Origin of the sequence: Pseudomonas brassicacearum (genome assembly GCF_003732225.1) — a bacterium.
Classification (GTDB): Bacteria; Pseudomonadota; Gammaproteobacteria; order Pseudomonadales; family Pseudomonadaceae; genus Aquipseudomonas; species Aquipseudomonas brassicacearum_E.
Window position 1 is genome coordinate 222,385 of sequence record NZ_MOBJ01000009.1, and the last position, 26,002, is coordinate 248,386.

23 protein-coding genes and 1 tRNA gene are annotated in these 26,002 nt (G+C 56.6%); 20 read left to right on the forward strand and 4 right to left on the reverse strand.

From position 1 onward, the window contains the following. Positions 1 to 74: 74 nt before the first annotated feature. Positions 75 to 1,163, reverse strand: a complete 1,089-nt coding sequence (locus BK659_RS14670; RefSeq protein ID WP_123425763.1) for an asparaginase — start codon at positions 1,161 to 1,163, stop codon at positions 75 to 77. 347 nt (positions 1,164 to 1,510) lie between these two features. On the opposite strand from BK659_RS14670, the gene BK659_RS14675 reads away from it, so the two are divergent. The 8 genes from BK659_RS14675 to BK659_RS14710 all read left to right on the forward strand — a co-directional run bounded on the left by BK659_RS14675 (position 1,511) and on the right by BK659_RS14710 (position 9,178). Beyond that, positions 1,511 to 1,966, forward strand: a complete 456-nt coding sequence (locus tag BK659_RS14675) for a hypothetical protein (RefSeq protein WP_123425764.1) — start codon at positions 1,511 to 1,513, stop codon at positions 1,964 to 1,966. Positions 1,967 to 2,200: 234 nt separating this feature from the next. Continuing rightward, complete coding sequence (locus tag BK659_RS14680) at positions 2,201 to 3,154, forward strand: sugar ABC transporter substrate-binding protein (RefSeq protein ID WP_123425765.1); 954 nt, start codon at positions 2,201 to 2,203, stop codon at positions 3,152 to 3,154. Positions 3,155 to 3,211: 57 nt separating this feature from the next. Next, positions 3,212 to 4,765 (forward strand): sugar ABC transporter ATP-binding protein, encoded by a 1,554-nt coding sequence (locus BK659_RS14685; protein ID WP_123425766.1) that lies wholly within the window; start codon positions 3,212 to 3,214, stop codon positions 4,763 to 4,765. Then, entirely contained in the window at positions 4,762 to 5,739 is a 978-nt protein-coding gene (locus tag BK659_RS14690) for an ABC transporter permease (RefSeq protein WP_123425767.1), read from the forward strand. The genes BK659_RS14685 and BK659_RS14690 overlap by 4 nt, the downstream gene beginning before the upstream one ends. A 3-nt stretch (positions 5,740 to 5,742) precedes the next feature. After that, positions 5,743 to 6,762, forward strand: a complete 1,020-nt coding sequence (locus tag BK659_RS14695; protein WP_123425768.1) for a LacI family DNA-binding transcriptional regulator — start codon at positions 5,743 to 5,745, stop codon at positions 6,760 to 6,762. A gap of 23 nt (positions 6,763 to 6,785) precedes the next feature. Next, on the forward strand, positions 6,786 to 7,703 hold the full coding sequence (gene rbsK, locus BK659_RS14700) for a ribokinase (RefSeq protein ID WP_123425769.1): 918 nt from the start codon (positions 6,786 to 6,788) through the stop codon (positions 7,701 to 7,703). Beyond that, the gene (rbsD, locus tag BK659_RS14705; RefSeq protein WP_123425770.1) at positions 7,700 to 8,104 is read left to right on the forward strand and encodes a D-ribose pyranase; all 405 of its coding nucleotides are present in this window, start codon (positions 7,700 to 7,702) and stop codon (positions 8,102 to 8,104) included. Before rbsK ends, rbsD begins: the two co-directional genes overlap by 4 nt. Before the next feature lie 45 nt (positions 8,105 to 8,149). Beyond that, the gene (locus tag BK659_RS14710; protein WP_123425771.1) at positions 8,150 to 9,178 is read left to right on the forward strand and encodes a nucleoside hydrolase; all 1,029 of its coding nucleotides are present in this window, start codon (positions 8,150 to 8,152) and stop codon (positions 9,176 to 9,178) included. A gap of 34 nt (positions 9,179 to 9,212) precedes the next feature. Here BK659_RS14710 and BK659_RS14715 read toward each other — a convergent pair whose 3' ends face one another. Then, positions 9,213 to 9,425 (reverse strand): hypothetical protein, encoded by a 213-nt coding sequence (locus tag BK659_RS14715; protein ID WP_123425772.1) that lies wholly within the window; start codon positions 9,423 to 9,425, stop codon positions 9,213 to 9,215. A gap of 128 nt (positions 9,426 to 9,553) precedes the next feature. Here BK659_RS14715 and BK659_RS14720 point away from each other — a divergent pair, with 128 nt between their 5' ends. Then, entirely contained in the window at positions 9,554 to 9,859 is a 306-nt protein-coding gene (locus BK659_RS14720) for a hypothetical protein (protein WP_123426084.1), read from the forward strand. A gap of 164 nt (positions 9,860 to 10,023) precedes the next feature. Then, positions 10,024 to 10,338, forward strand: coding sequence for an I78 family peptidase inhibitor (locus BK659_RS14725; protein WP_123425773.1), 315 nt, complete (start codon positions 10,024 to 10,026; stop codon positions 10,336 to 10,338). 71 nt (positions 10,339 to 10,409) lie between these two features. Here BK659_RS14725 and BK659_RS14730 read toward each other — a convergent pair whose 3' ends face one another. Both BK659_RS14730 and BK659_RS14735 read right to left on the reverse strand, forming a co-directional pair. Then, positions 10,410 to 10,622, reverse strand: a complete 213-nt coding sequence (locus BK659_RS14730) for a cold-shock protein (protein ID WP_003179963.1) — start codon at positions 10,620 to 10,622, stop codon at positions 10,410 to 10,412. Between the two features lie 293 nt (positions 10,623 to 10,915). Further along, entirely contained in the window at positions 10,916 to 11,215 is a 300-nt protein-coding gene (locus BK659_RS14735; RefSeq protein WP_123425774.1) for a hypothetical protein, read from the reverse strand. A gap of 385 nt (positions 11,216 to 11,600) precedes the next feature. Here BK659_RS14735 and thrS point away from each other — a divergent pair, with 385 nt between their 5' ends. The 10 genes from thrS to BK659_RS14785 all read left to right on the forward strand — a co-directional run bounded on the left by thrS (position 11,601) and on the right by BK659_RS14785 (position 25,943). Beyond that, entirely contained in the window at positions 11,601 to 13,523 is a 1,923-nt protein-coding gene (gene thrS, locus BK659_RS14740; RefSeq protein ID WP_123425775.1) for a threonine--tRNA ligase, read from the forward strand. Next, positions 13,523 to 14,074 carry a translation initiation factor IF-3 gene (infC, locus tag BK659_RS14745; RefSeq protein WP_173860028.1) on the forward strand — a complete coding sequence of 184 codons (552 nt, stop codon included), beginning with the start codon at positions 13,523 to 13,525 and terminating at the stop codon, positions 14,072 to 14,074. Before thrS ends, infC begins: the two co-directional genes overlap by 1 nt. 60 nt (positions 14,075 to 14,134) lie before the next feature. Beyond that, a complete protein-coding gene (rpmI, locus tag BK659_RS14750; protein ID WP_008145659.1) occupies positions 14,135 to 14,329 on the forward strand; it encodes a 50S ribosomal protein L35 in 195 nt (64 codons plus the stop codon). A gap of 27 nt (positions 14,330 to 14,356) precedes the next feature. Further along, entirely contained in the window at positions 14,357 to 14,713 is a 357-nt protein-coding gene (rplT, locus tag BK659_RS14755; protein WP_007905879.1) for a 50S ribosomal protein L20, read from the forward strand. 109 nt (positions 14,714 to 14,822) lie between these two features. Beyond that, positions 14,823 to 15,839, forward strand: coding sequence for a phenylalanine--tRNA ligase subunit alpha (gene pheS, locus BK659_RS14760; RefSeq protein ID WP_123425776.1), 1,017 nt, complete (start codon positions 14,823 to 14,825; stop codon positions 15,837 to 15,839). 26 nt (positions 15,840 to 15,865) lie between these two features. Beyond that, entirely contained in the window at positions 15,866 to 18,244 is a 2,379-nt protein-coding gene (gene pheT / locus BK659_RS14765; protein WP_123425777.1) for a phenylalanine--tRNA ligase subunit beta, read from the forward strand. A gap of 3 nt (positions 18,245 to 18,247) precedes the next feature. Further along, positions 18,248 to 18,550 carry an integration host factor subunit alpha gene (gene ihfA / locus BK659_RS14770; RefSeq protein WP_002553164.1) on the forward strand — a complete coding sequence of 101 codons (303 nt, stop codon included), beginning with the start codon at positions 18,248 to 18,250 and terminating at the stop codon, positions 18,548 to 18,550. After that, positions 18,531 to 18,887 (forward strand): MerR family transcriptional regulator, encoded by a 357-nt coding sequence (locus BK659_RS14775; protein ID WP_003179985.1) that lies wholly within the window; start codon positions 18,531 to 18,533, stop codon positions 18,885 to 18,887. The genes ihfA and BK659_RS14775 overlap by 20 nt, the downstream gene beginning before the upstream one ends. Before the next feature lie 89 nt (positions 18,888 to 18,976). Beyond that, positions 18,977 to 19,053 (forward strand) — tRNA-Pro (locus tag BK659_RS14780). A gap of 260 nt (positions 19,054 to 19,313) precedes the next feature. Continuing rightward, entirely contained in the window at positions 19,314 to 25,943 is a 6,630-nt protein-coding gene (locus tag BK659_RS14785) for a DUF3320 domain-containing protein (protein ID WP_123425778.1), read from the forward strand. The last annotated feature ends 59 nt before the right edge of the window (positions 25,944 to 26,002 follow it).

Sequence of the window (26,002 nt, forward strand, 5' to 3'; positions counted from 1 at the left end):
GAGGGCAGGTCACTCGCCCAAGCGGGCGAGTGGGTGTGGCAAGCGTCCGACCGGATCAGGCCGGACGCAATCAATCAGTATTCCCAGAACATCCGTTGCAGTTCTTTGCTGTCCGAAGTCTTGGTCAGTGCAACCATCGTCAGGATGCGAGCTTTCTGCGGGTTCAGGTCATGCGCAACGACCCAGTCATACTTGTCGTCAGGCTGTTCGGCGTTGCGCAGGACAAAGCCGCCAGCATTGACGTGAGACGAGCGAATGATCTGCACGCCATCCTTGCGCAGTGCTTGCAAGGTTGGAACGACGCGCGAAGACACCGAGCCATTGCCGGTGCCGGCATGGATGATGGCTTTGGCGCCAGATTGAGCCAGGGCCTTGTAAGCAGTGCCGTCGACATTGCCATAGGAATAGGCGATTTCGACGTCAGGCAGGCTCTTGATGGTTTTGATGTCGAATTCCGAATCCATGGTGTGACGCTTGGCTGGCAAGCGGAACCAATAGGATTTGCCTTCGACCACCATGCCCAATGGGCCCCAGGCGCTTTTGAACGCTTCGGTCTTGATGTTGATCATTTTGCTGACATCACGACCCGACTGAATCTCGTCGTTCATGGTTACCAGCACACCTTTGCCACGGGCGTCTTTGCTGCTCGCTACGGCAACGGCGTTGTACAGGTTGAGCATGCCATCAGCCGACATCGCGGTGCCTGGGCGCATCGAGCCAACAACGATGATCGGCTTGTCGGTTTTTTCCACCAGGTTCAGGAAGTAGGCGGTCTCTTCCAGGGTATCGGTGCCGTGAGTGATAACGATGCCATCGACGTCTTTGCTGTCGGCCAATTCGGCTACGCGGCGCCCCAGTTGCAGCAGGTTTTCGTTGGTGATGCTCTCGGAGGCGATTTGCATCACTTGCTCGCCGCGAACGTTGGCCAATTGGCTCAGTTCAGGGACGCCGGCGATCAATTGCTCGATCCCGACTTTTGCAGCCTGGTACGTAGCGCTGTTGGCTGAACTGGCGCCAGCACCGGCAATCGTGCCGCCGGTAGCGAGGATTACCACGTTTGCCAGTTTCTGTTTGGCTTCGACTTCTTTTGCTTGCAGTGCTGTCGGGAGGAGCAGCAGGAGGGCCAAAGCGCCCGGAATAAAGGTATTGAAGGCAGATTTCATTGTTTTCTCTCTAATAGTGATGACGGTGCTGATGCAGGTTCATCTAGAAACACCCCAAGCAGATCTGTATGCCGGGGTACCCAGTAAGAGCAGGATCTGTACCAGTCATACTTTGGATTGAAAATTCTTTTAACATTATGATTTATATCAACTTATTGCTTATTGGCGATTGAGCTCGAGGCTTCCGTCGTCCGGTTTTCCGAATATGTGCCAGGTGAGTGTTCGGATGCCCGAAAACTCCTACAGAAATAGTCGTGAATTCCCGCATTTTTGACAGGGAATTAGCGCTAAAGAAAACCGGCCAAAGGTCGATGACCCTTCAAGGATCATTTTTTTAAGGAGTTCACATGTCCATTGTTGTCGGTTTTCCAAACGCTGGCGGCATCACCATCGGCGGCAAGTCGCTCGCTACCGTCAACGCATTGAGCGACGCCACGGCAGACGCCGCGACGCAACTGGTGGGTAGCAAGGAGGGTGACAGCAAGCAAGTCAGGACGGGTCCGGTAGGGCAAAGCCAGGGCACGGAGACCAAAGAGGATGACGGTGGGAGCGTCAGCATCACGGTGAAATTACTGCTCCAACGCATGAAGGAACTGCAAGAGCAACTGCGTCAGCAACAACAGCAACTGGCAGCGGCCCAGGCCGCGTCATATCCGACGCCGGAAGCCAAGACCACCGCGGTCATGGCGATTCAGGGGCAGATCGCTAACACCAACGGTGCGCTAATGGAGGTGACCGCCAACCTGGTCAAGGAACTGGCCAAGGGTGCCAATAGCGGATCGATGGTCAACACGACGGCGTGATGCGCATTGCCGGCTTTTGCCAACCGTCCCACAAAACGGCTTTTTCTGACCGTTGACAAATGTCAGCAGGGTTCGCATAGTTCGGTCTACGCAAACGTTTGCGCGGCCCTGTCGACGGTTTGACTCCGTTGGCACGGCGATCCTCGTTCCCGCGAATCTGAGCGCTGGTGAACGGATTTGAAGCGTATGCAGTGCAAGCGTTGCTCACAATAATCATAAGATCGGAGTGAACTCATGAAGCTGCCATTCGCTGGACGTCTTCTCGCTGTCGCTATGCTGGCTGCCGCATCCGCTGCTTTGCCCCTCTCTTCGGCCTTCGCCGACACTGAAAAACCTAAAGTCGCGCTGGTCATGAAGTCCCTGGCCAACGAATTCTTCCTGACCATGGAAGATGGCGCCAAGGCTTACCAGAAAGAACATCCCGGCGATTTCGAGCTGATCTCCAACGGGATCAAGGACGAAACCGACACCGCCAATCAGATCCGCATTGTCGAGCAGATGATCGTCTCCAAGGTCAATGCGCTGGTGATCGCCCCCGCTGATTCGAAAGCGATGGTGCCGGTGATCAAGAAAGCCGTCGACGCGGGTATCACCGTCATCAACATTGATAACCAGCTCGACCCGGCAGTACTCAAAAGCAAAAACCTCAGTGTGCCCTTCGTAGGTCCGGACAACCGCAAAGGCGCGCGTCTGGTCGGCGAGTACCTCGCCAGGCAACTGAAGGCCGGTGACGAAGTCGGCATCATCGAAGGCGTTTCCACCACCTCCAACGCCCAGGCACGCACCGCTGGCTTCAAGGATGCGATGGAAGCGGCGCAGGTCAAGGTCGTGTCCCTGCAATCCGGCGACTGGGAAATCAACAAGGGCAACCAGGTTGCCTCGTCGATGCTGAGCGAATACCCGCAAATCAAGGCGCTGCTGGCGGGTAACGACAGCATGGCCGTCGGTGCCGTTTCTGCGGTGCGCGCAGCAGGCAAGGCGGGCAAGGTGCAAGTGGTCGGTTACGACAACATCAATGCCATCAAGCCGATGCTCAAGGACGGCCGCGTATTGGCGACTGCCGATCAGTTTGCCGCCAAACAAGCAGTGTTCGGCATTGAAACCGCGCTGAAAATGCTCAAGGGTGAAAAGGTCGACAGCGGCACCAACGGCGTAATCGAAACTCCGGTTGAGCTGGTTACCAAATAGTCATTCTGGCGACACAACGGCGCCTGCTCGCAAGGGCGAGCGCATGGAGAGCTTTTTATGTCAGTTTGTGCCCCGAACGCAGTCCTTTCGGTCAGCGGTATCGGCAAGACGTACGCGCAACCGGTGTTGACCGGCATTGACCTGACGCTGATGCGTGGTGAAGTGCTGGCGTTGACCGGCGAGAACGGTGCAGGCAAAAGTACGCTGTCGAAAATCATTGGCGGGCTGGTCGCTCCGACCACCGGCCAGATGCAGTTCCAGGGGCGCGATTACCGTCCCGGCAGCCGAACCCAGGCTGAAGAGCTGGGCATTCGCATGGTCATGCAAGAACTCAATCTGCTGCCGACCTTGTCCGTCGCCGAAAACCTGTTTCTCGATAATCTGCCCAGCAATGGCGGATGGATCAGCCGCAAGCAACTGCGCAAAGCGGCAATCGCGGCAATGGCTCAGGTCGGGCTCGATGCGATCGATCCGGACACGCTGGTCGGTGAGTTGGGGATCGGTCATCAGCAAATGGTCGAGATCGCTCGCAACCTGATCGGCGACTGCCATGTACTGATACTCGATGAGCCGACCGCGATGCTGACGGCTCGTGAGGTCGAGATGCTCTTTGAGCAAATCACCCGTCTGCAAGCCCGCGGCGTGGCGATCATTTACATTTCCCATCGTCTGGAAGAACTGGCGAGGGTTGCTCAGCGGATTGCCGTGTTGCGTGACGGCAATCTGGTCTGCGTCGAACCCATGGCCAACTATAACAGCGAGCAACTGGTCAATCTGATGGTTGGCCGCGAGTTGGGTGAGCACATCGACCTCGGCCCACGGCAAATCGGTGCTCCGGCCCTGACCGTCAAAGGGCTGAGCCGTTCGGACAAGGTTCGTGATGTGTCTTTCGAGGTGCGCAGCGGCGAAATTTTCGGGATTTCCGGATTGATCGGGGCAGGGCGCACAGAACTGCTGCGCCTGATCTTCGGCGCCGATGCGGCAGACAGTGGCACGGTCGCTCTCGGTTCTCCGGCGCAAGTGGTGAGCATCCGTTCGCCCGCCGATGCGGTCGGTCACGGGATTGCCCTGATCACCGAAGATCGCAAAGGCGAAGGCCTGCTGCTGACTCAGTCGATCAGCGCCAATATTGCCCTGGGCAATATGCCGGTGATCTCCAGTGGCGGCTTCGTCAATCCGGGTGACGAGATGGCGCTGGCGCAACGTCAGATCGACGCTATGCGCATTCGCAGCTCCAGCCCTGCGCAACTGGTTTCAGAATTGTCGGGCGGCAATCAGCAGAAGGTCGTGATCGGTCGCTGGCTTGAGCGCGAGTGTTCGGTGCTGTTGTTCGATGAGCCGACTCGCGGCATCGATGTCGGTGCCAAGTTTGATATTTACGCATTGCTCGGCGAGCTGACGCGTCAGGGCAAGGCGCTGGTGGTGGTGTCCAGTGATCTGCGCGAATTGATGTTGATCTGCGACCGCATCGGCGTGTTGTCTGCCGGTCGTTTGATCGACACCTTCGAGCGCGACAGCTGGACTCAGGATGATTTGCTTGCCGCCGCTTTTGCCGGCTACCAAAAACGTGATGCGTTGCTCAATGAAGCAGCGCCTAGGGATCTCCCATGACAACCGCACTGTCTGCTGGCAAACGTAGTGGCAATTTTTACGGCCTCGGTACCTATCTGGGCCTGGCCGGTGCCTTGCTGGCGATGATTATGCTGTTCTCGGTCTTGAGCAGCCATTTCCTCTCTTACGAAACCTTCAGCACGCTGGCCAACCAGATCCCGGACTTGATGGTGCTGGCGGTCGGCATGACGTTTGTGTTGATCATCGGCGGCATCGACCTCTCGGTAGGCTCGGTGTTGGCCTTGGCGGCGTCGACCGTCAGTGTGGCGATACTCGGCTGGGGCTGGAGTGTCTTGTCGGCGGCGCTGTTGGGTATGGCCGCTGCCGCATTGGCCGGGACCATCACCGGTTCGATCACCGTGGCCTGGCGCATTCCGTCGTTCATCGTTTCGCTGGGTGTGCTGGAAATGGCTCGCGGCGTTGCCTATCAGATGACCGGCTCGCGCACGGCCTACATTGGTGATGCCTTTGCCTGGCTGTCCAATCCGATTGCCTTTGGTATTTCGCCGTCGTTCATCATTGCGTTGCTGGTCATCTTCATCGCTCAGGCGGTGTTGACCCGCACCGTGTTCGGTCGCTACCTGATCGGCATCGGCACCAACGAAGAAGCCGTGCGTCTGGCGGGTATCAACCCAAAACCCTACAAGATTCTGGTGTTCAGTCTGATGGGGTTGCTGGCAGGTGTGGCCGCGCTGTTCCAGATCTCGCGTCTGGAAGCGGCGGACCCGAATGCCGGTTCCGGCCTGGAGCTGCAAGTCATCGCTGCCGTGGTGATCGGTGGCACCAGCCTGATGGGTGGTCGCGGCTCGGTCATCAGCACGTTCTTTGGTGTTTTGATTATTTCTGTACTGGCTGCCGGGCTGGCACAGATCGGTGCGACCGAGCCAACCAAGCGCATCATCACCGGTGCGGTGATCGTAGTCGCGGTGGTGCTGGATACCTACCGTAGCCAACGTGCAAGTCGACGGAGCTGAATCATGGCAACGATCAAGGATGTGGCAGCGCTCGCGGGGATTTCCTACACCACGGTTTCCCATGTGGTGAACAAGACCCGGCCGGTCAGTGAAGAGGTTCGGTTGAAGGTCGAGGCCGCGATCAAAAGCCTGGACTACGTGCCCAGCGCCGTCGCGCGCTCGCTGAAAGCGAAGACCACTGCGACCATCGGCCTGCTGGTACCCAACAGTCTCAACCCGTACTTCGCGGAGTTGGCCCGTGGCATCGAGGATTACTGTGAGCGTAATGGCTATTGCGTGATCCTCTGCAACTCCGACGACAACCCGGACAAGCAGCGCAGTTACCTGCGCGTGCTGCTGGAAAAACGCATCGACGGGCTGATTGTCGCGTCCGCAGGTGGTGATAGCGGGCTGGCACAAGGGCTGGCCGGCGTGCGTACGCCGATGGTGATCGTCGACCGTGGGTTGGAGGGGCTTGATGCGGACCTGGTGCGCATCGATCACGAATACGGTGCTTATCTTGCGACCCGGCATTTGCTCGAGCTGGGCCATCGTGACATCGCCACTATCGGCGGGCCGGCGCATACCAGTGTGGCGCAGATGCGTCTGGCAGGTTATTGCCGCGCCTTGAAAGAGGCGGGCGTCGAAGTGCCGAGAGAGCGGATGCTCGAAAGCGACTTCACCAGCACCGGCGGTTACAACGCAGCCGCAATCTTGCTGGAAAAGAACCCGCCCAGCGCGATCTTTGCCGGTAACGACATGATCGGTATCGGCGTACTGCGGGCGGCTGCCGAGCGCAATATCCGGGTGCCGAGCGAGCTGTCGGTCATTGGTTTCGACGATATTCAGATGAGCCGTTATGTCTATCCGGCGCTGACCACCGTAGGCCAGTCGATCCTGCAGCTTGGCGAAATGGCTGCGGAGGTACTGTTGCGGCGGATCGCGATACCTGAACTGGCTATCGATCAACGAATCGTGACGCCCAGTATTGTCATGCGAGAGTCGACCGCGCCGCTGGCCGGCGTATTCGACCAATACCGCTGAAGCGAATTGATGAGTAGTGATGTATGCCGGCAAAAGTAGTGGTTGTAGGCAGTCTGAACATGGACCTGGTGACCCGCGCCCAGCGGCTGCCGCGTGCTGGAGAAACGCTGCATGGCAAGTCGTTTGCCACCGTGTCGGGCGGCAAGGGCGCTAATCAGGCGGTCGCGTCTGCCCGGCTCGGTGCGCAGGTGTCGATGATCGGCTGCGTGGGTAACGATGCTTATGGCGGGCAATTGCGCGCTGCGCTGCTCGCAGAACAGATCGATTGCCGGGCGCTGACATCGGTCGAGGGTTCCAGCGGCGTGGCACTGATCGTGGTCGATGACAGCAGCCAGAATGCGATTGTCATCGTTGCGGGCGCCAACAGTCTGCTGACACCTGGCGTGGTTGCCGGGTTCGATGCGGTGCTTGCGGCAGCCGACGTGATCATTTGTCAGCTTGAAGTGCCGATGCAGACTGTCGGCTATGTCCTCAAGCGCGGTCGTGAGCTAGGCAAAACGGTGATCCTCAATCCGGCGCCGGCTACCGGTCCATTGCCAGCCGATTGGTATTCGTCAATCGATTACCTGATCCCCAATGAAGGCGAAGCGTCGGCCCTGAGCGGTTTGCCGGTGGACTCACTGGAGAGCGCCGAACTGGCCGCGAACCAATTGATCGCTGCGGGTGCCGGCAAGGTCATCATCACATTGGGGGCCCAGGGTTCATTGTTCGCCAATGGGCAAAGTGTTGAGCATTTTCCGGCGCCCAAGGTCAAGGCCGTCGACACCACGGCGGCCGGTGACACCTTTGTCGGCGGGTTTGCAGCGGCGTTGGCCTCTGGCAAAAGCGAAGCCTGGGCCATTCGTTTTGGTCAGGTTGCGGCAGCCTTGTCGGTGACGCGGGCCGGTGCGCAACCCTCGATTCCTTCCTTGTCAGACGTACAGGCTTTTAAAGCACCATGAAAAAAACACCTTTGCTCAATATCGCGTTGTCGCGGCTGATTGCTTCTCTGGGTCATGGCGACATGCTGGTGATTGGCGATGCCGGTCTGCCCGTGCCGCCCAGGGTTGAGTTGATCGACCTGGCGTTGACCCAAGGCATTCCGGACTTTGTCAGTACCTTGAACGTCGTGCTCAGTGAAATGCAGGTGGAAAGCCATGTGCTGGCCGAAGAAATCCTGCTCAAGCAGCCGCCGGCGCTGCAGGCGATCGACGAGCTGACGGCCAAGGCTGCGATGGGCCAGCGGCGGTTGCTGAGTCATGACGAGTTCAAGCTTCTTAGCCGACAGGCGCGGGCGATTGTTCGTACGGGCGAATGTCAGCCGTACTGCAATATCGTGCTGGTCGCCGGCGTAACGTTCTAATCCGCTATATCCCGATTTGATTTATCCACGCACAAGGAGTGCGCCATGCACCGCTATGCTCAAAGACTGCATCACCTGATCCGGAGTCTGCTGCTTTTGTCCTTGCTCACCGCTACAGGCGCCCACGCGGCGGAAAAGATTGAGCTGATCATCGACACCGATCCGGGTGCCGACGACGTGGTGGCGCTGTTGTTTGCCCTGGCGTCGCCCGAAGAACTGAACATCCGCGCACTCACCACCGTTGCCGGTAACGTGCGGCTGGACAAAACCTCGCGTAACGCGCGCTTGGCCCGCGAGTGGGCAGGGCGTGAAGAGGTGCCGGTCTATGCGGGGGCACCGAAACCGCTGATGCGCACGCCGATCTATGCCGAGAATATTCACGGCAAGGAAGGCCTGTCGGGTGTCACTGTGCATGAGCCGAAGAAAGGGTTGGCCAAAGGTGATGCGGTCAGTTACCTGGTCGAGACCTTGCGCGCGGCTAAACCTCACAGCATCACCATTGCGATGCTCGGGCCGCAGACCAACCTGGCGTTGGCGCTGATTCAGGATCCGGAAATCACCCAGGGCATCAAGGAAGTGGTGATCATGGGGGGCGCGCACTTCAACGGCGGCAACATCACCCCGGTCGCTGAATTCAACCTGTTCGCCGATCCGCAGGCAGCTGAAGTTGTCCTCAAGAGCGGCGTCAAGCTGACCTATCTGCCGCTGGACGTCACCCACAAGATTCTGACCAGTGACGCCCGCCTGAAGCAGATTGCCGCGCTGAACAACAACGCCAGCAAACTGGTGGGCGATATTCTCAACGAATACGTCAAAGGCGACATGGAACACTACGGTATTCCTGGTGGGCCGGTGCATGACGCCACGGTGATCGCTTACCTGCTCAAGCCTGAACTGTTTACCGGTCGTGCGGTGAATGTGGTCGTCGACAGTCGCGAAGGGCCGACCTTTGGCCAGACCATCGTTGACTGGTACGACGGTCTGAAAGCCCCGAAAAATGCATTCTGGGTCGCGAACGGCGATGCTCAGGGCTTCTTCGATTTGCTGACGACGCGTCTCGCTCGTCTCAAGTAAGCCATACCCCCGCAGGTGCCAGTCTGCGGGGGTTTTACTCCCTTTCCGTGTGGGGTGCGCCCATGTCGTCGATGGGGTACTTCTCGAATACCTGCTCGATGAACTGTTGAGCAGCTTTCGTGCCCAGGTCCTTGACCAGCAGGTCTATGCCAATAATCGCCAACTCTTCCGGGCTGCTGGGGCTGTAAGAACTGTGGCCCTGGGGCCAGCTGACTTTGATATCGGCGTCGATGGTCACGGTGGTCATGATGGTCTCGCGAGGTCGGGAAGTCTGTGTGTTGAGTTAACCACCTTGCGCAGCTTTTGGCACTCTGACTTAGGCATGAACGGAGCGCTATGCGACACTTGGGCTTCGTAGATTTCAAGGAAAGTGCTGTGCAGATCGATTTGAATACCCCGGACGGCTTGACGCTTGAGGCTGTGCGCCAGTTGCTGGCGTCTGCCAGCGACGATACGCACACCCAGTTGCGGGTTACCAAGTCAGGTATTGCCTATATTTCGTCGGGTGTCGTCGGCGGAACGGATATCGACGGGCTGCTGTTTCGCCTTGAGACGTGGGCCAAGGGCTCCGGGTATGTAGGCCTGGTTGCCGCCAGCGATGAGGTCTGGGTCATGCAGATATTCAACGCGTTGAAGCAGAACTGGCCGAAACCACCCTTCGATTACATCGACATCTACTGAGCTTGTTCATATTCAGTCACGATTGCGCGCTGAACAGCGCGTGATAGCTCAGGCAGACTTGCGCGCTTGACGGTTTTGAAGGCAGGGTGATGGCAGCGACCTTGAAACCAAACGCCAAAATGGCTGTCGCACACATTCAGCTCAACTATAGAAAAGGAGGCGTCATGCCTTGGAAGCTCGCGTCATTGGGTACTTTGCTGGCCGCTGTCATGTTGACGGGTTGCAGCAGTACCTCCGAGTCGGCAAAAGACCCTGTGGTAGCCGAGGCTGGCCACGGCCGCTGTGAGGCAAAGGCTGCCGAATTCGCCATTGGCAAGAAGGCTTCGCCAGAGCTGTTGGAACAGGCCCGCACGCGCTCCGGATCGCAGACTGCACGAGTCCTCAGGCCAAACGACATGATCACTCTGGAATACCGTTCAGATCGCTTGAACCTCAATACCGACGCCAACCTGGTAATTACCCGCGTTAACTGCGGCTGATTGCATCGGGCTTTTGTTGCGGCCATAAAAAACCCCGTCACATGGACGGGGTTTTTTAGTGCGCCTGGAAATTACTCTGGGCGAACTTGAGCAGCTTGCATACCCTTTTGGCCTTTCTCAGCCACGAAGGAAACGGTTTGGCCTTCTTTCAGGCTTTTGAAACCGTCGCTTTCGATAGCTTTGAAGTGTACGAACAGGTCGTCACCGCCACCTTGAGGAGTGATGAAGCCGAAGCCTTTTTCATCGTTGAACCATTTAACGGTGCCGGTTTGGCGATTAGACATGGTGTATCTCCAAGAAACATATATTTTCAGTAGTACTGTGCTGCTCAGGCCAACTGGGCACACCGGGGTATCATAGTCGAAATGTTCGATTTGGGAGCCCCCCGGACGTGTTGTTTGCCTTCATATCGTGCGTTCTTTGTCGCGGATTATGGCTGGAAGCCCCGGTTTCAGGGGGGTGTAGCCAAATAAGCATCCTGTAAAAAAAGCTGTAAAAGCTGTGTATTTTGTCTGAAATAATGGTTTTTCAGCTGTTCTCTGCTCGCCAGGACCGGTGTTTTTAGCCCCGCAGCGGCTTATTTCTTGACTCTGCATTCCTGAATGGCGTCCAGCGCCTTGGTTCGCAGCTCGGCACTCGGCTGTTTCGTCTTGCTCATCAGCTCGGTGATCTCTGCGGTCGTGAACTTCTCGTTCAGCTTGTCTGCGCCACAGGCGCAATGCATTTCGGCGGTTTTCTGGTCGACGCTCTGACTGGCGGCGGAAACGCAATCCTTCATATAGCTTTCGCGAACCCCGGCAGGCCAGGCAGCTTGCGCGCTCAGCGGGAGCAGCATTACCAGTGGGGAGGCGAGGGCGATAAGGCGGATAAGACGCATGACTGGAACTCCTTGGGGTCAATAATGTGTGGCGATTCTCAGCCTATTTGAGGTGGGTCGTACATCTCAAGTTCACTTTTTGATGCAAAAGCCCTGAATTCGGCGGTGCGCAAACAAGGTCGCGGCGATGACCGTTCATCTGTGCTAGGATCCAGCGCTTGGGTATTTTCAGGCTCTGGACGATCTGTTCTCCAGTGGCGGCAAGTACCCGAATAACCCTGATTTGATCTCCAGTCACTCTGGTTCGGTTTCCGGTTGGCCGCAAGGCTCCTGCCGCTGTAAGGCAGGCGTTCATTATTGAATGGCCTGGACTGAATCGCGTACTGGCTGCTCATCCCAACCCACGTGACCTTTGGTAGGGGTCACCACTAGGAGAGGAGGCGCCATGCCCACTATTACTCTTCCCGACGGCAGTCAACGTTCTTTCGATCATCCGGTTTCCGTAGCCGAGGTCGCTGCATCCATTGGTGCCGGTCTGGCCAAGGCCACCGTGGCCGGCAAGGTCAACGGCAAACTGGTTGACGCCAGCGATGTCATCGGCAGCGATGCAACCCTGCAAATCATCACGCCAAAGGATGAAGAGGGGCTGGAGATCATTCGCCACTCTTGCGCCCACCTGATTGGCCACGCGGTCAAGCAGCTGTACCCGACGGCGAAAATGGTGATCGGTCCGGTCATCGATGAAGGCTTCTATTACGACATCGCCTACGAGCGTCCTTTCACTCCGGACGACCTGGCGGCTATCGAACAGCGTATGCACCTGCTGATCGAAAAAGATTACGACGTCATCAAAAAAGTCACTCCGCGCGCCGAAGTGATCGACGTATTCACCAGCCGTGGCGAAGACTACAAGCTGCGCCTGGTCGAAGACATGCCGAACGAGCAGGCCATGGGCCTGTACTATCACGAAGAATACGTCGACATGTGCCGCGGTCCGCACGTGCCGAACACCCGCTTCCTGAAGTCTTTCAAACTGACCAAGCTGTCGGGCGCCTACTGGCGTGGCGATGCCAAAAACGAGCAATTGCAGCGTGTTTACGGCACAGCCTGGGCTGACAAGAAGCAACTGGCCGCTTACATCCAGCGTATCGAAGAAGCTGAAAAGCGCGACCATCGCAAGATCGGCAAGCGTCTCGGCCTGTTCCATACCCAGGAAGAAGCGCCGGGCATGGTGTTCTGGCATCCGAACGGCTGGACCCTGTACCAGGTGCTCGAGCAGTACATGCGCCAGGTTCAGCGTGAAAACGGCTATCTGGAGATCAAGACTCCGCAAGTCGTCGACCGTAGCCTGTGGGAGAAATCCGGGCACTGGGCCAACTACGCCGAGAACATGTTCACCACGCAGTCGGAAAGCCGCGACTACGCCATCAAGCCAATGAACTGCCCTTGCCACGTGCAAGTGTTCAATCAAGGCTTGAAAAGCTACCGTGAACTGCCGATGCGTCTGGCCGAGTTCGGTGCCTGCCACCGTAACGAGCCGTCCGGTGCGTTGCACGGCATCATGCGCGTGCGTGCGTTCACCCAGGACGATGCTCACATCTTCTGTACTGAAGAGCAGATGCAGGCCGAATCCGCCGCGTTCATCAAGCTGACCATGGATGTCTACGCCGATTTCGGCTTTACCGACGTCGAAATGAAGCTGTCCACTCGTCCGGAAAAACGTGTCGGCTCCGATGAGTTGTGGGATCGCGCAGAATCCGCGCTGGCCGCAGCCCTTGATAGTGCGGGCCTGCCGTACGATTTGCAGCCGGGCGAGGGTGCTTTCTACGGTCCGAAAATCGAGTTCTCGCTAAAAGATTGCCTCGGTCGTGTCTGGCAATGTGGTACCTTGCAGCTCGATTTTAACCTGCCGATCCGTCTGGGAGCCGAATACGTCTCCGAAGACAACAGTCGCAAGCACCCGGTAATGTTGCACCGGGCGATCCTTGGATCCTTCGAGCGTTTCGTCGGGATTCTGATCGAGCATTACGAGGGCGCGTTCCCTGCGTGGCTGGCTCCGACTCAGGCAGTGATCATGAATATCACTGATAAACAGGCAGATTTTGCCGCTGAAGTTGAAAAAACTCTCAATCAAAGCGGTTTTCGTGCCAAGTCTGACTTGAGAAATGAAAAGATCGGCTTTAAAATCCGCGAGCATACTTTGCTCAAGGTTCCCTATCTCTTGGTTATTGGAGATCGGGAAGTCGAGATGCAGACTGTCGCTGTGCGTACTCGTGAAGGTGCTGACCTGGGCTCGATGCCCGTCGCCCAGTTCGCTGAGTTCCTCGCGCAAGCGGTTTCCCGGCGTGGTCGCCCAGATTCGGAGTAATTATTATTAAGCGTGAAATGAGACAAGATAAACGAGCTGCACCGAAAGCCCCGATCAACGAGAATATCTCGGCACGCGAGGTTCGGTTAATTGGCGCTGACGGCGAGCAGATTGGCATCGTCTCGATTGATGAAGCGCTTCGTATTGCTGAAGAAGCCAAACTGGATCTGGTGGAAATTTCCGCCGACGCAATCCCACCGGTTTGCCGTGTGATGGATTACGGCAAATCGATCTTCGAAAAGAAGAAGCAGATTGCTGCAGCGAAAAAGAACCAGAAGCAGATTCAGGTTAAAGAAATCAAGTTTCGTCCAGGGACGGAGGAAGGGGATTACCAGGTAAAACTGCGCAACCTGGTACGTTTCCTGAGTGATGGGGACAGGGCCAAGGTATCCTTGCGATTCCGCGGCCGTGAGATGGCCCACCAGGAGCTGGGGATGGAACTCCTCAAGCGAGTTGAAGGTGACTTGCTCGAGTACGGTTCGGTCGAACAGCATCCTAAGATGGAAGGACGCCAGCTGATCATGGTCATCGCCCCGAAAAAGAAGAAGTAATCAACAGGGCACGGCAGGCCTTCTGATTATGTTTATCAACTGAATGCGGAGTATCCGAACATGCCAAAAATGAAAACTAAAAGTGGTGCTGCTAAGCGGTTTCTGAAAACTGCTAACGGTATCAAGCACAAGCACGCTTTCAAGAGCCACATCCTGACTAAAATGTCGACCAAGCGTAAGCGTCAACTGCGCGGTAGCAGCTTGCTGGCACCGTGTGACGTGGCAAAAGTCGAGCGCATGCTGCGCCTTCGTTAATTTAGTCAAGAATAGAGGAAGTAACTCATGGCTCGTGTAAAGCGTGGCGTCATTGCCCGTAAACGTCACAAAAAAATTCTGAAACTTGCTAAAGGCTACTACGGCGCTCGCTCGCGCGTATTCCGTGTTGCCAAGCAAGCGGTAATCAAGGCAGGCCAATACGCCTACCGTGACCGTCGTCAGAAAAAACGTCAGTTCCGCGCTCTGTGGATCGCTCGTATCAACGCTGGTGCTCGTATCAACGGTCTGTCCTACAGCCGTTTCATCGCCGGCCTGAAAAAAGCGTCCATCGAGATCGACCGTAAGGTTCTGGCTGATCTGGCAGTGAACGAAAAAGCGGCGTTTGCTGCGATTGTCGAGAAAGCTAAAGCCACCTTGGCTTAAGTACCCCCGACAGTCACCCGGGTTCACCTCTGTGGGCCCAGGTGTTAAACGTCATAAATAGGGGAAGAGCCTTCAAGCTCTTCCCCTATTTTGTATCTGGAGTCTGTACATGGAAAACCTGGATGCGCTGGTCTCTCAAGCACTAGAGGCTGTGCAAAGCGCTGAAGATATCAATGCCCTGGAGCAAATCCGGGTTCACTACCTTGGCAAAAAGGGTGAATTGACTCAGGTGATGAAGACCCTGGGGAATTTGCCGGCAGAGGAGCGCCCGCAGGTCGGTGCTCTGATCAACGTTGCCAAGGAGCGTGTCACAGAGGTTCTCAATGCGCGCAGGGCGTTGTTTGAAGAGGCTGATCTAGCCGCCAAACTGTCCGCCGAGTCCATTGACGTGACCCTGCCTGGCCGCGGTCAGACCTCCGGTGGTCTGCATCCGGTTACCCGCACTCTGGAACGTATCGAACAGTTCTTCACCCACATCGGCTACGGCATCGCCGAAGGCCCTGAGGTCGAAGACGACTACCACAACTTTGAAGCGCTCAACATCCCAGGCCATCACCCGGCCCGGTCGATGCATGACACCTTCTATTTCAATGCCAACATGTTGTTGCGCACCCATACCTCGCCGGTACAGGTCCGCACCATGGAATCGAAACAACCGCCGATCCGCATCGTCTGCCCAGGCCGTGTGTACCGTAGCGACTCCGATATCACCCACTCGCCGATGTTCCACCAGGTCGAAGGCCTGCTGGTTGATCGCGACATCAATTTCGCCGACCTGAAAGGCACCATCGAAGAATTCCTGCGCGTGTTTTTCGAAAAAGAACTGGCCGTGCGTTTCCGCCCTTCGTACTTCCCGTTCACCGAACCATCCGCCGAAGTCGACATGGAATGCGTGATGTGCAGCGGTAAAGGCTGCCGTGTCTGTAAGCAGACTGGCTGGCTGGAAGTCATGGGCTGCGGCATGGTTCACCCGAACGTGCTGCGTATGTCCGGGATCGATCCGGAAGAGTTCTCGGGCTTTGCCTTCGGCATGGGCGTTGAGCGTCTGGCCATGCTGCGTTACGGCGTGAACGACTTGCGTCTGTTCTTCGACAACGACTTGCGGTTCCTCGCGCAATTTCGCTAGTCGTAACGAATTCTTAGGAGAGCAGGATGAAATTCAGTGAACAATGGCTGCGCGGCTGGGTAAGCCCGCAGGTAAGTCGCGACGAGCTGGTTGCTCGTCTGTCGATGGCCGGTCTTGAGGTCGATAGCGTTACGCCGGCCGCCGGTGAATTCAGTGGCGTGGTCGTGGGCGAGGTGCTGAGCACCGAGCAGCACCCGGACGCCGACAAGCTGCGCGTTTGCCAGGTCAGCAACGGCTCGGAGACCTTCCAGGTAGTTTGCGGTGCGCCAAACGTGCGCCCGGGTCTGAAGATTCCGTTTGCCATGATCGGTGCCGAGCTGCCAGGCGACTTCAAGATCAAGAAGGCCAAGCTGCGCGGCGTTGAATCCAACGGCATGCTGTGCTCGCAAGCCGAACTGCAAATCGGTGAAGGCAACGACGGCTTGATGGAATTGTCGGCTGATGCGCCGGTCGGTCAGGACATTCGTGAATACCTGAGCCTGGACGACGCCAGCATCGAGGTCGACCTGACCCCGAACCGTGGCGACTGCCTGTCCCTGGCCGGTCTGGCCCGTGAAGTCGGTGCGCTCTACGCTGCCGAAGTCACCCGCCCGGTCGTTGCGATCGTGCCAGCCGCACACGATGAAGTGCGTTCGGTTGAGGTTCTGGCACCCGCCGCTTGCCCGCGTTACCTGGGTCGCGTGATCCGTAACGTCGATCTGTCCAAGCCTACGCCGCTGTGGATGGTCGAGCGTCTGCGTCGCGCTGACGTGCGCAGCATCGACGCTGCTGTCGACATCACCAACTACGTGATGCTGGAACTGGGTCAACCGCTGCACGCTTTCGATCTCGCCGAAATCAATGGCGGCATCCGCGTGCGTATGGCCGAAGAAGGCGAGAAGCTGGTTCTGCTCGATGGTCAGGAAGTCAGCCTGCGTAGCGATACGCTGGTGATTGCCGACCACTCCCGTGCCTTGGCGATTGCCGGCGTGATGGGGGGCGAGCACAGCGGTGTATCCGCAACCACTCGTGATGTATTCCTGGAAAGCGCGTTCTTTGACCAGATCGCCGTTGCTGGCAAGGCGCGTTCTTACGGTCTGCACACCGACGCCTCGCACCGCTACGAGCGTGGAGTGGACTGGCAACTGGCCCGTGAAGCCATGGAACGCGCCACTGGCCTGTTGCTGGAAATCACCGGCGGCGAAGCGGGCCCGATCATCGAAACCGTCAGCGAGCAGCACCTGCCGTCGATTGCTCCGGTCACTCTGCGTGCTCAGCGCATCACCCAGATGTTGGGCATGGAAATGGATTCGGTCGAAGTCGAGCGACTGCTCAGTGCTTTGGGTCTGAAGATTTCCGCGGACGGGGCAGGGCAGTGGCGCGTAGAAGTGCCAAGCCATCGCTTCGATATCAGCCTGGAAGTCGACCTGATTGAAGAGCTGGCTCGTCTGTACGGTTACAACCGTCTGCCGGTTCGCTACCCGCAAGCCCGTCTGGCGCCGCAAGCCAAGGCTGAAGCGCGTAGCGATCTGCCTGAGCTGCGCCGCCTGCTGGTGGCTCGTGGTTATCAGGAAGCGATCACTTACAGCTTCATCGATCCGAAGCAGTTCGAGTTGTTCAGCCCAGGCGTCGAGCCTTTGTTGCTGGCCAACCCGATTTCGAACGACATGGCCGCCATGCGCTCGTCCCTGTGGCCGGGTCTGGTCAAGGCGCTTCAGCACAACCTGAACCGTCAACAGGATCGCGTCCGCCTGTTCGAAAGCGGCCTGCGCTTTGTCGGTCAGCTGGAAGGCCTGAAGCAAGAGCCGATGCTGGCCGGTGTGGTCTGCGGCGGCCGTCTGCCGGAAGGCTGGGCCCAAGGTCGCGATACCGTGGACTTCTTCGACGTCAAAGCCGACGTGGAAGCAGTACTGGGCTTTGCTGGTGCACTGGATTCGTTCACATTTGTACCAGGCAGCCACCCTGCGTTGCACCCGGGTCAAACCGCGCGCATCGAGCGTGAGGGGCGTGTAGTCGGTTACATTGGTGCTATCCACCCTGAATTGTCGAAAACCCTCGGTCTCGACCGTCCGGTCTTCGTTTTCGAGCTGGTTCTGGCCGAAGTGGCATTGGGCAAAATGCCAAAATTCAGCGAGTTGTCGCGCTTTCCTGAAGTGCGTCGTGACCTTGCGCTGCTGGCAGACAAAGACGTTGCAGCCAGTGCCGTACTGGACGTAATCCGTGAAAATGCAGGCGAATGGCTGACGGACCTCAGGCTATTTGACGTGTATCAGGGTAAAGGTATTGATCCGCATAGAAAAAGCCTTGCAGTTGGCTTGACCTGGCAGCATCCATCGCGCACTCTTAATGACGATGAGGTGAATACCACGACGCAAAACATCCTCACCTCGCTCGAACAAAGGTTGAACGCCACGTTAAGGAAGTGACGTATGGGGGCTTTGACGAAAGCTGAGATGGCGGAACGTCTGTATGAAGAGCTGGGCCTGAATAAGCGGGAGGCCAAGGAATTGGTCGAACTGTTTTTCGAAGAAATCAGGCACGCTCTTGAAGACAACGAACAGGTGAAGTTGTCCGGTTTCGGCAACTTCGACCTTCGGGACAAACGCCAGCGGCCTGGCCGCAATCCGAAAACGGGAGAAGAAATCCCGATCACGGCTCGCCGTGTGGTCACCTTTCGTCCAGGGCAGAAGTTGAAGGCCCGAGTTGAGGCTTATGCTGGAACCAAGTCATAACGACGAGCTCCCCGTCATCCCAGGCAAACGCTACTTCACCATCGGTGAAGTCAGCGAGCTTTGTGCGGTAAAACCGCACGTGCTGCGCTACTGGGAGCAGGAGTTTCCTCAACTCAACCCCGTCAAGCGCCGCGGAAACCGCCGGTACTATCAGCGCCAGGATGTGCTGATGATCCGGCAGATCCGCGCGTTGCTGTACGACCAGGGGTTCACCATCGGCGGAGCGCGCCTGCGCCTTTCCGGCGATGAAGCCAAAGACGACACCACCCAATACAAGCAAATGATCCGCCAGATGATCGCCGAACTCGAAGATGTTCTGGTGGTACTCAAGAAATAAATTCCTGCTTTTAAATACTTCCAGTTTTCAAAAGCTTGCGATATATTCTTGAGCGTTCCTCGAGATGAGGAACAGGTTTCACGCCTAGTCGGGGCGTAGCGCAGTCCGGTAGCGCACTAGCATGGGGTGCTAGGGGTCGAGTGTTCGAATCACTCCGTCCCGACCATATAATTCAAGGGGTTGCGAGATTTTATCTCGCGACCCCTTTTTATTTTTGGTCGTTTTTACCCCTACAAATTGGCTTGATAACCGAGTTGCTCTGGTCTCAGTAGGCTGACATTCGATGAGGGATGAGAAATCAGCGACGACCAAAGGCACATTACGGCTCTCACTATAAGAGATATCATCCCGCCATCAGCTCAAGAGGGTCCCCCTGGCCGGCCAATTCCGGCACTCCCTTGGGCATAACGACAAGGATCGTTGCGCATGGACGACATCGTTCAGCCCCTCACGCCCCAAGAAGAAGTTCAGCCTAAAGAATTAAAAATCCTTGCCACTTTGGTGGCGAAGCTGAACCTTGCGGATTTCCAGAACGCAATCCCGGTTATTCGCGAGCTTCGTATCTCGAACGAGACGAATGATCGCTTCGTCAATGCCACTCTTACCCTTACCTCGGCTCCCGAGGTATTTAAGTCCAAAATATGGCGGATCGACGAGATCGCTGCGGACAGCTTCCGGGTCATACCCGGGCTTGATCTTGTCTTGGACGGTCCGTTGCTGAGTCGCCTGACAGAAGCTGAGATGTCGACTTTCACCTTCGCCCTTGAAGTCGATGACAAGGAAGCGGATAGCGGTCGCAAGGACGTTGCTCGGTTCGAGCAGGTCGTAGACCTTTTGCCCAGAAATCAGTGGGGGGGGCTGCGACACATACCAGATATGACTGCAGCATTTGTTCAGCCGAATGATGCGGCGGTTGAGCGGTTGTTGAAACAGGCGGCTGAGTTGCTTCGTCTTAGCGATAAGCCATCCGCACTAGATGGATATGAGGGTGGCCCCAAAAGAGCTTGGCAGTTGGCGTCGGCAGTGTGGGGTGCAGTGGCGCGCATGAAGCTCGACTACGCGTTGCCGCCGGCAAGCTTCGAACAATCCGGACAGAAGATTCGTAGCCCCAGTCAGATTGCAGACTCCGGGTTGGCTACCTGTCTCGACCTGACTCTGCTTTTCTGCGCGGCATTGGAGCAGATCGGTCTTAACCCGGTGATCGTATTCACCCATGGCCATGCTTTTGCTGGTTTGTGGCTTAAGCCCGAAGAGTTTACGACTGCCCTGGTGGATGATGTCACTGCAGTACGTAAGCGGGTGAAGCTTCAGGAACTCGTGCTGTTCGAGACCACCCTCATTACCCACAACTCAATACCGCCATTCTCTTATGCGGTAGAGATGGGCACGAAACAGGTAGCCGAAGACGCTGAAAGTGTTTTCGAGATGCTGCTGGATATCCGTCGTGCCCGTCTGCAACGTATCAAGCCACTAGCCAGCTCGGAGGCTCAGATCGCACGTGTTGCCGTTGCTGAATCTGATGAGAGCCCATCGCTTCTGGTTGAGGAGGCGATCGGCATTGCCGATGACAACATTGAGGTGCAGGTTGAGGATCTGTCGAAGCTAGACCCAGCAGATCGCCTCGGCCGTTGGCAGCGTAAGCTTCTGGATCTGTCGCTTCGAAATAACTTGCTCAATTTCAAAATGGGTAAGCGAGCGCTGAAGCTTGAGTCTCCTGATCCAGGTGCGCTCGAGGACATTCTTGCAGGTGGACAGGCGCTGAAGCTGCTGACCAGGCCTGACCTGATGGATGGTGCAGATCCGCGGGAGCGAGCACTCTTTGAGCAGCGCGAGCGAGAAGATGTTCGTCGTCGTCATGCTGAAGATGCTCTCAAGCGTAGGGAAGTATTCGTTGCGCTGACATCCACCGAAATGGACGGCCGGCTTACCGAGTTGTATCGAAGCGCGCGTACTGCCTTGCAAGAGGGTGGCTCTAACACTCTATTCCTGGCCATCGGTTTCCTTAGCTGGACCCGTGAGGATAGGGCCGGGCAGAAGTATAAAGCGCCGCTGGTACTTGTTCCGGTCACTTTGGAGCGTAAGAGCGCTCGCTCCGGATTTACCATAGTGCTGCACGACGATGAGCCTCGTTTTAACCCGACGTTGATCGAGATGCTGCGTCAAGATTTTGAGCTAAGCCTGGGCTCACTGGAGCAGGAGCTGCCACGGGACGACTCTGGTCTGGATATCGCGGGCATTTGGAACAAAGTTGGTCATGCGATCAAGGATATCGCTGGTTGGGAGCTGAGCGAGGATGTAGTGCTTTCGATGTTCTCGTTTGCTAAGTATCTCATGTGGAAGGATCTTGCCGAGAATGCAGAGCACCTTCGCCAGAGTCCTGTAGTCCAGCACCTTCTGGACACACCACGCGATTCTTTCATCTCAGATATCCCGTTTCCGGAGGCCGAGTCGCTGGATCGTGATTACGGCCCAACTGATGTGTTCTGCCCACTGCCAGCTGATTCGTCTCAGCTTGCGGCTGTGATGGCCGCAGCCAAGGGCAAAGACTTCGTTCTCATCGGCCCACCTGGTACGGGTAAAAGCCAAACGATTTCCAACATGATCGCCCAGTCGATCGCTCAAGGGCGCCGGGTGCTGTTCGTGTCCGAGAAAATTGCTGCCCTGGATGTCGTATACCGGCGCTTGCGTGAAATCGGTCTGGGTGAGTTCTGCCTTGAACTTCACTCCAGCAAAGCTCGAAAAACGGATGTCCTTGCTCAGTTGCAATCGGCTTGGGAAGCGAAAGGGCAGGTAGACGCTGCCGCATGGGAGGTGGAAGCGCAGCGGCTCGCTTCCCTGCGTGACAGCCTCAATATTTATGTCGAGCGTCTGCATCGCCGGCACCGCAACGGCTACACCATCTACGATGCCATCGGGACGGTGACATCAGGTGTTGATGAGGCAGTGGCTCCACTTGGTTGGCCATCTCCGGACACGCATGATCAGAAGGCCGTGCTTGAGCTTCGAGAGCTGGGCGACCGCCTTGAAGTGAACGCCCAGGCTGTGGGTTACAGTCAGTTGGCAGGCAACCCTTTGTCCGCGGTAGGCCAAGCAGAGTGGTCGCCTCATTGGCAGCAGCAATTCGTGCAGGCTGCTCGTGACGTGCTTCCCTCTGTGATTGAGGTCCAGCGAGCTGCTGATCGCTTTGTTGAGCTGTCTGGGCTTCCTGTTACGGAGTACACCCCAACAGCGCTTGAGGGTCTATCGATCCTTTCTCGAGCACTTCCTTCTGCCGCTGGGCAGGATTGGCGTTTCGCACTGCGACCCGATGCTCGCTCGATTTCTCAGCGTCTGAGTGACGGTTGTACTTGGGTCGATGAGCACCGGGATACTAACTCCAGGCTCTCAGCTCTCTGGTCCTCTCGTATTATTGCTGAAGCTAAACAAGGCATTGATCTGCTGCAGCAACGTCGCGCTATTTTCGTTGATCTAGGCCCGGCCTGGCCACAAAGTGTCACTGACGTTATTGGGCAAGCTGTCACATTGCTGGGTCAGATAGACGACCTCAAGCACCAGCTAACGGCGTCCTACGGTGATGCCATTGAAGTACTTGATACCGAGCTCCTGCTGCGCGAGTGGAAAGACGCGGAGGAGTCTTTCTGGCCTAAGTCTTGGTTCGGAAAACGCCGAATCGCTGGGCTATTGGCTCCGACACAGACGTCAACAGGTGAAGTCGACAATGGCAAGGATCTCGCTACTTGGGTAGAGATTCGATCGGTGTGTCGAGCAATCGATGAGCTGGAGCCAGGTCACGAGTGTGTTGCTGTTTGGCAAGGTGCCAAATCCGAAGCAACGCATCTTGCGACAGCGATCAAGCTGCAAGAGGCCATTAGGCTTCAGAAAAATAATTCTGCCTGGATCGATGACGGCTTGCAGTTGGTTGAGCAGGGCCAGCTTGGTGATGAGTTGAAGGAGGAACTCTGCCGGCTGCGTGCGCTGACTCGTCTCGATGCTGGGTTAGATGAGCTGGTTGATCTCAGCTCAGCAACTAGCTCTCTCTGGAGCGGTTTGATCACTGATATTGACGTGCTGACCGCAGCACTGCGCTTCCAGGCTGAACGACGTGACATCGAAGAACGTGGTCGGCTTGTTGACGACCATCCTCATGTAGAGGAAGGGCGTTGTGGCTCGTCGTTCAAAGCTGATTTTGATCTGCTCAAGAAAAGAGCAGCAGTTGAACGAGAGTTGGTGGATCTGGCTGATCTGCGAGAAATCGTTCCTGTCTGGAATGACTTGAAAACGAAAGTTGACGTCGCACGTAGGGCGGTAGCGTTCCAGGGGGAGATGGCTACCGCGGTGGCGAAGCTAGCACTCAATCCTGAGCAGGTCGCGGCCTACAAAGCACCGCTTCAAACTTTGCTGGGTGATGGTAACGCACTGCTTGAGCCGGAGGCTGCTATAGCCATTGCCGGCGTTACCCTTCGCGAAAAGCTTGAGCTGCTCCAGGAGCGAGCAGCGCACCTGACTGCCGTCGGTCATTTCACCGAGATGGGTGTCATCGAAATTGCCCACTTGGCACTAAGTGATATCAAGAAAAACTGCGAAACGGTCGTCTCGTCTGAATCGCGCCTCAAGGCATGGTGCGCTTGGCGGAAGGTTCGCGATGAGGCCTACGCTGTCGGCCTGGCTCCGATTGTTCAAGCGATGGAAACAGGGGCCATCACCTCTGGAAAAGTCCGTCGTGTATTGGAAGTAAATTATGCCCGCTGGTGGCTGAACACGACGGTGGACAACGAGGAGGTGATCCGGACGTTCGTCAGCGTGGAGCATGAACAACGCATTCGTGATTTCCGGGCTTTGGATGACAAGTTCACCGAGTTGACCAAGGACTGGCTCCGAGCTCGGCTGTGTTCCGACCTACCAAGCCAAGACAGCGTAAGTCGCTCTTCAGAATGGGGAGTCCTGCGCCATGAGATGGGCAAGAAGACGAAGCACATTCCATTGCGGGAGCTGATGAGTCGTGCGTCAGAAGCGCTAACCAAGCTGACTCCATGCTTGCTCATGAGCCCTCTCTCCATTGCTCAGTATCTGCCGCCGGCCTCAACACCGTTCGATCTCGTTATCTTCGATGAGGCATCTCAAATACCTGTCTGGGATGCCATCGGCGCCATGGCTCGAGGGAAGCGGGTGGTGATGGTTGGCGACCCTAAACAGCTTCCTCCAACGTCGTTCTTTAACCGAGCTGAGTCGACCGCTGAAGATGAGGATATAGAGGCTGATCTCGAGAGTATTCTGGACGAGTGCATCAGTGCCAACCTGCCGATGCGTAACCTGAACTGGCACTACCGTAGCCGTCATGAGAGTTTGATTGCTTTTTCTAACCAGCGTTACTACCAGTCGAAGCTGGTGACCTTCCCATCACCGTTTACATCCGACAAAGCAGTACGGCTGTGCCCTGTCCCAGGTGTATATGACAAGGGTGGGGCGCGAACCAACTTAATTGAAGCAAGATGTTTAGTTGCTGATTTGGTTGCTCGCCTACAGTCTCCAGCCTTCCGCGAAAGCAGGCGAACCGTGGGGGTCGTAACGTTTAACGGTGAGCAGCAGAAGCTCATCATGGACATGTTGGATGAGGCTTGCCGTAAAGACCCAGCACTCGACTCGTATTTCGCTGAGTCCGAACTGGAGCCTGTGTTCGTCAAGAACCTTGAGAGTGTTCAAGGCGATGAGCGAGACATCATCTATTTCTCGACGACCTACGGGAAAGACGCCGCTGGTGTACTGTCCATGAACTTCGGTCCGATGAACCGCCCTGGTGGTGAACGTCGACTGAACGTGGCAATAACCCGTGCTCGCCAGGAGCTTGTGGTGTTCTCGACCTTGCGACCGGAGCACATTGATTTGGCTCGTACGCAATCGATTGGGGTGCGAGATCTCAAACACTTCTTGGAGTTTGCAGAGCGTGGCCCACGGGCTCTCGCAGAGGCTGACTTTGGTAGCGTGGGTGGTTTCGACAGCCCATTCGAAGAAGCGGTTGCAGCGGCCTTGGCTAAAAAGGGATGGCAGATATTTACCCAGATTGGCGTTTCCTCCTTTCGAATAGACCTTGGGGTTGTTCACCCTGATGCTCCTGGGCGGTACCTTGCCGGGATTGAATGCGACGGTGCTACCTATCACCGCAGTGCGACCGCTCGCGATCGTGACAAGCTCCGTGAATTTGTACTGCGGGGACTTGGCTGGGAGATTGTTAGGATATGGTCGACGGACTGGTGGGTTGATGCAGTTGGAACTGCCGAGAAGGTACATCTACGTCTGAGCGAGATCCTTGCTGAGTCCCGAGCCAAGCAGGCTGTCATCGATGCAGCTCAAGAGGCAGATCGACTGAAAATCGATTCGGCTATGGCTGAGGTCATTGAAGTATTGGATCAGGTGGCTGTGGTCGCCGCTGTGGATGGTGCCGCCGAAGCCAATGATCCCTCAGGCGCTTTGCCTGAGTTGAAGTACGCCAAGGCGGTATCTATCACTCCAGTTGAGGATGTTCCAGCTTTTGTTCGTCCCCTTGAACATTTGGTTTATAAGGAAGCCGATCCTCGTCAAGCGGTAGGGTTGGTCGACCCAGATCAGTTCTTTGAGCCGAGTTACACAGAAACATTGGAGCAGATGATTGCTCATGTGGTAGCGGAAGAGGGGCCTGTTCTGGACACAGCGCTCGCAAGGCGCATTGCCCGGGCTCATGGCTGGGTGCGAACAGGCTCACGGATACGTGATCGCGTTGACCAAATTGCCCGGGCACGATTCCGTTCACATGAAGAGGAGCAGACAGGAGTCTTCTTCTGGCCTGCTCATATCGAGTCGGACACCAGTGTCGTCTTCCGTAAGCCCGGCGACGAAGATTCCACGAGGGGGCTTTCTGAAATCTGCCTGCCAGAACTGCGTGCTTTGGTTGATGAGATGGTGCAGCAGGGCCACGAAGGTGAGTCCTTGATATACGCGGTTGCGAAGGAAGCTGGTGTAAGTAAGCTTGCTCATGCGGGACGTCAGCGAATTGAGAAGGCCATACGTCAAACGGGGGAGTAGCAAGAAGCAAGGGGTGCCGTGAAGGTACCCCTTATTTGTTGATAATTAGCCTTGCCCTC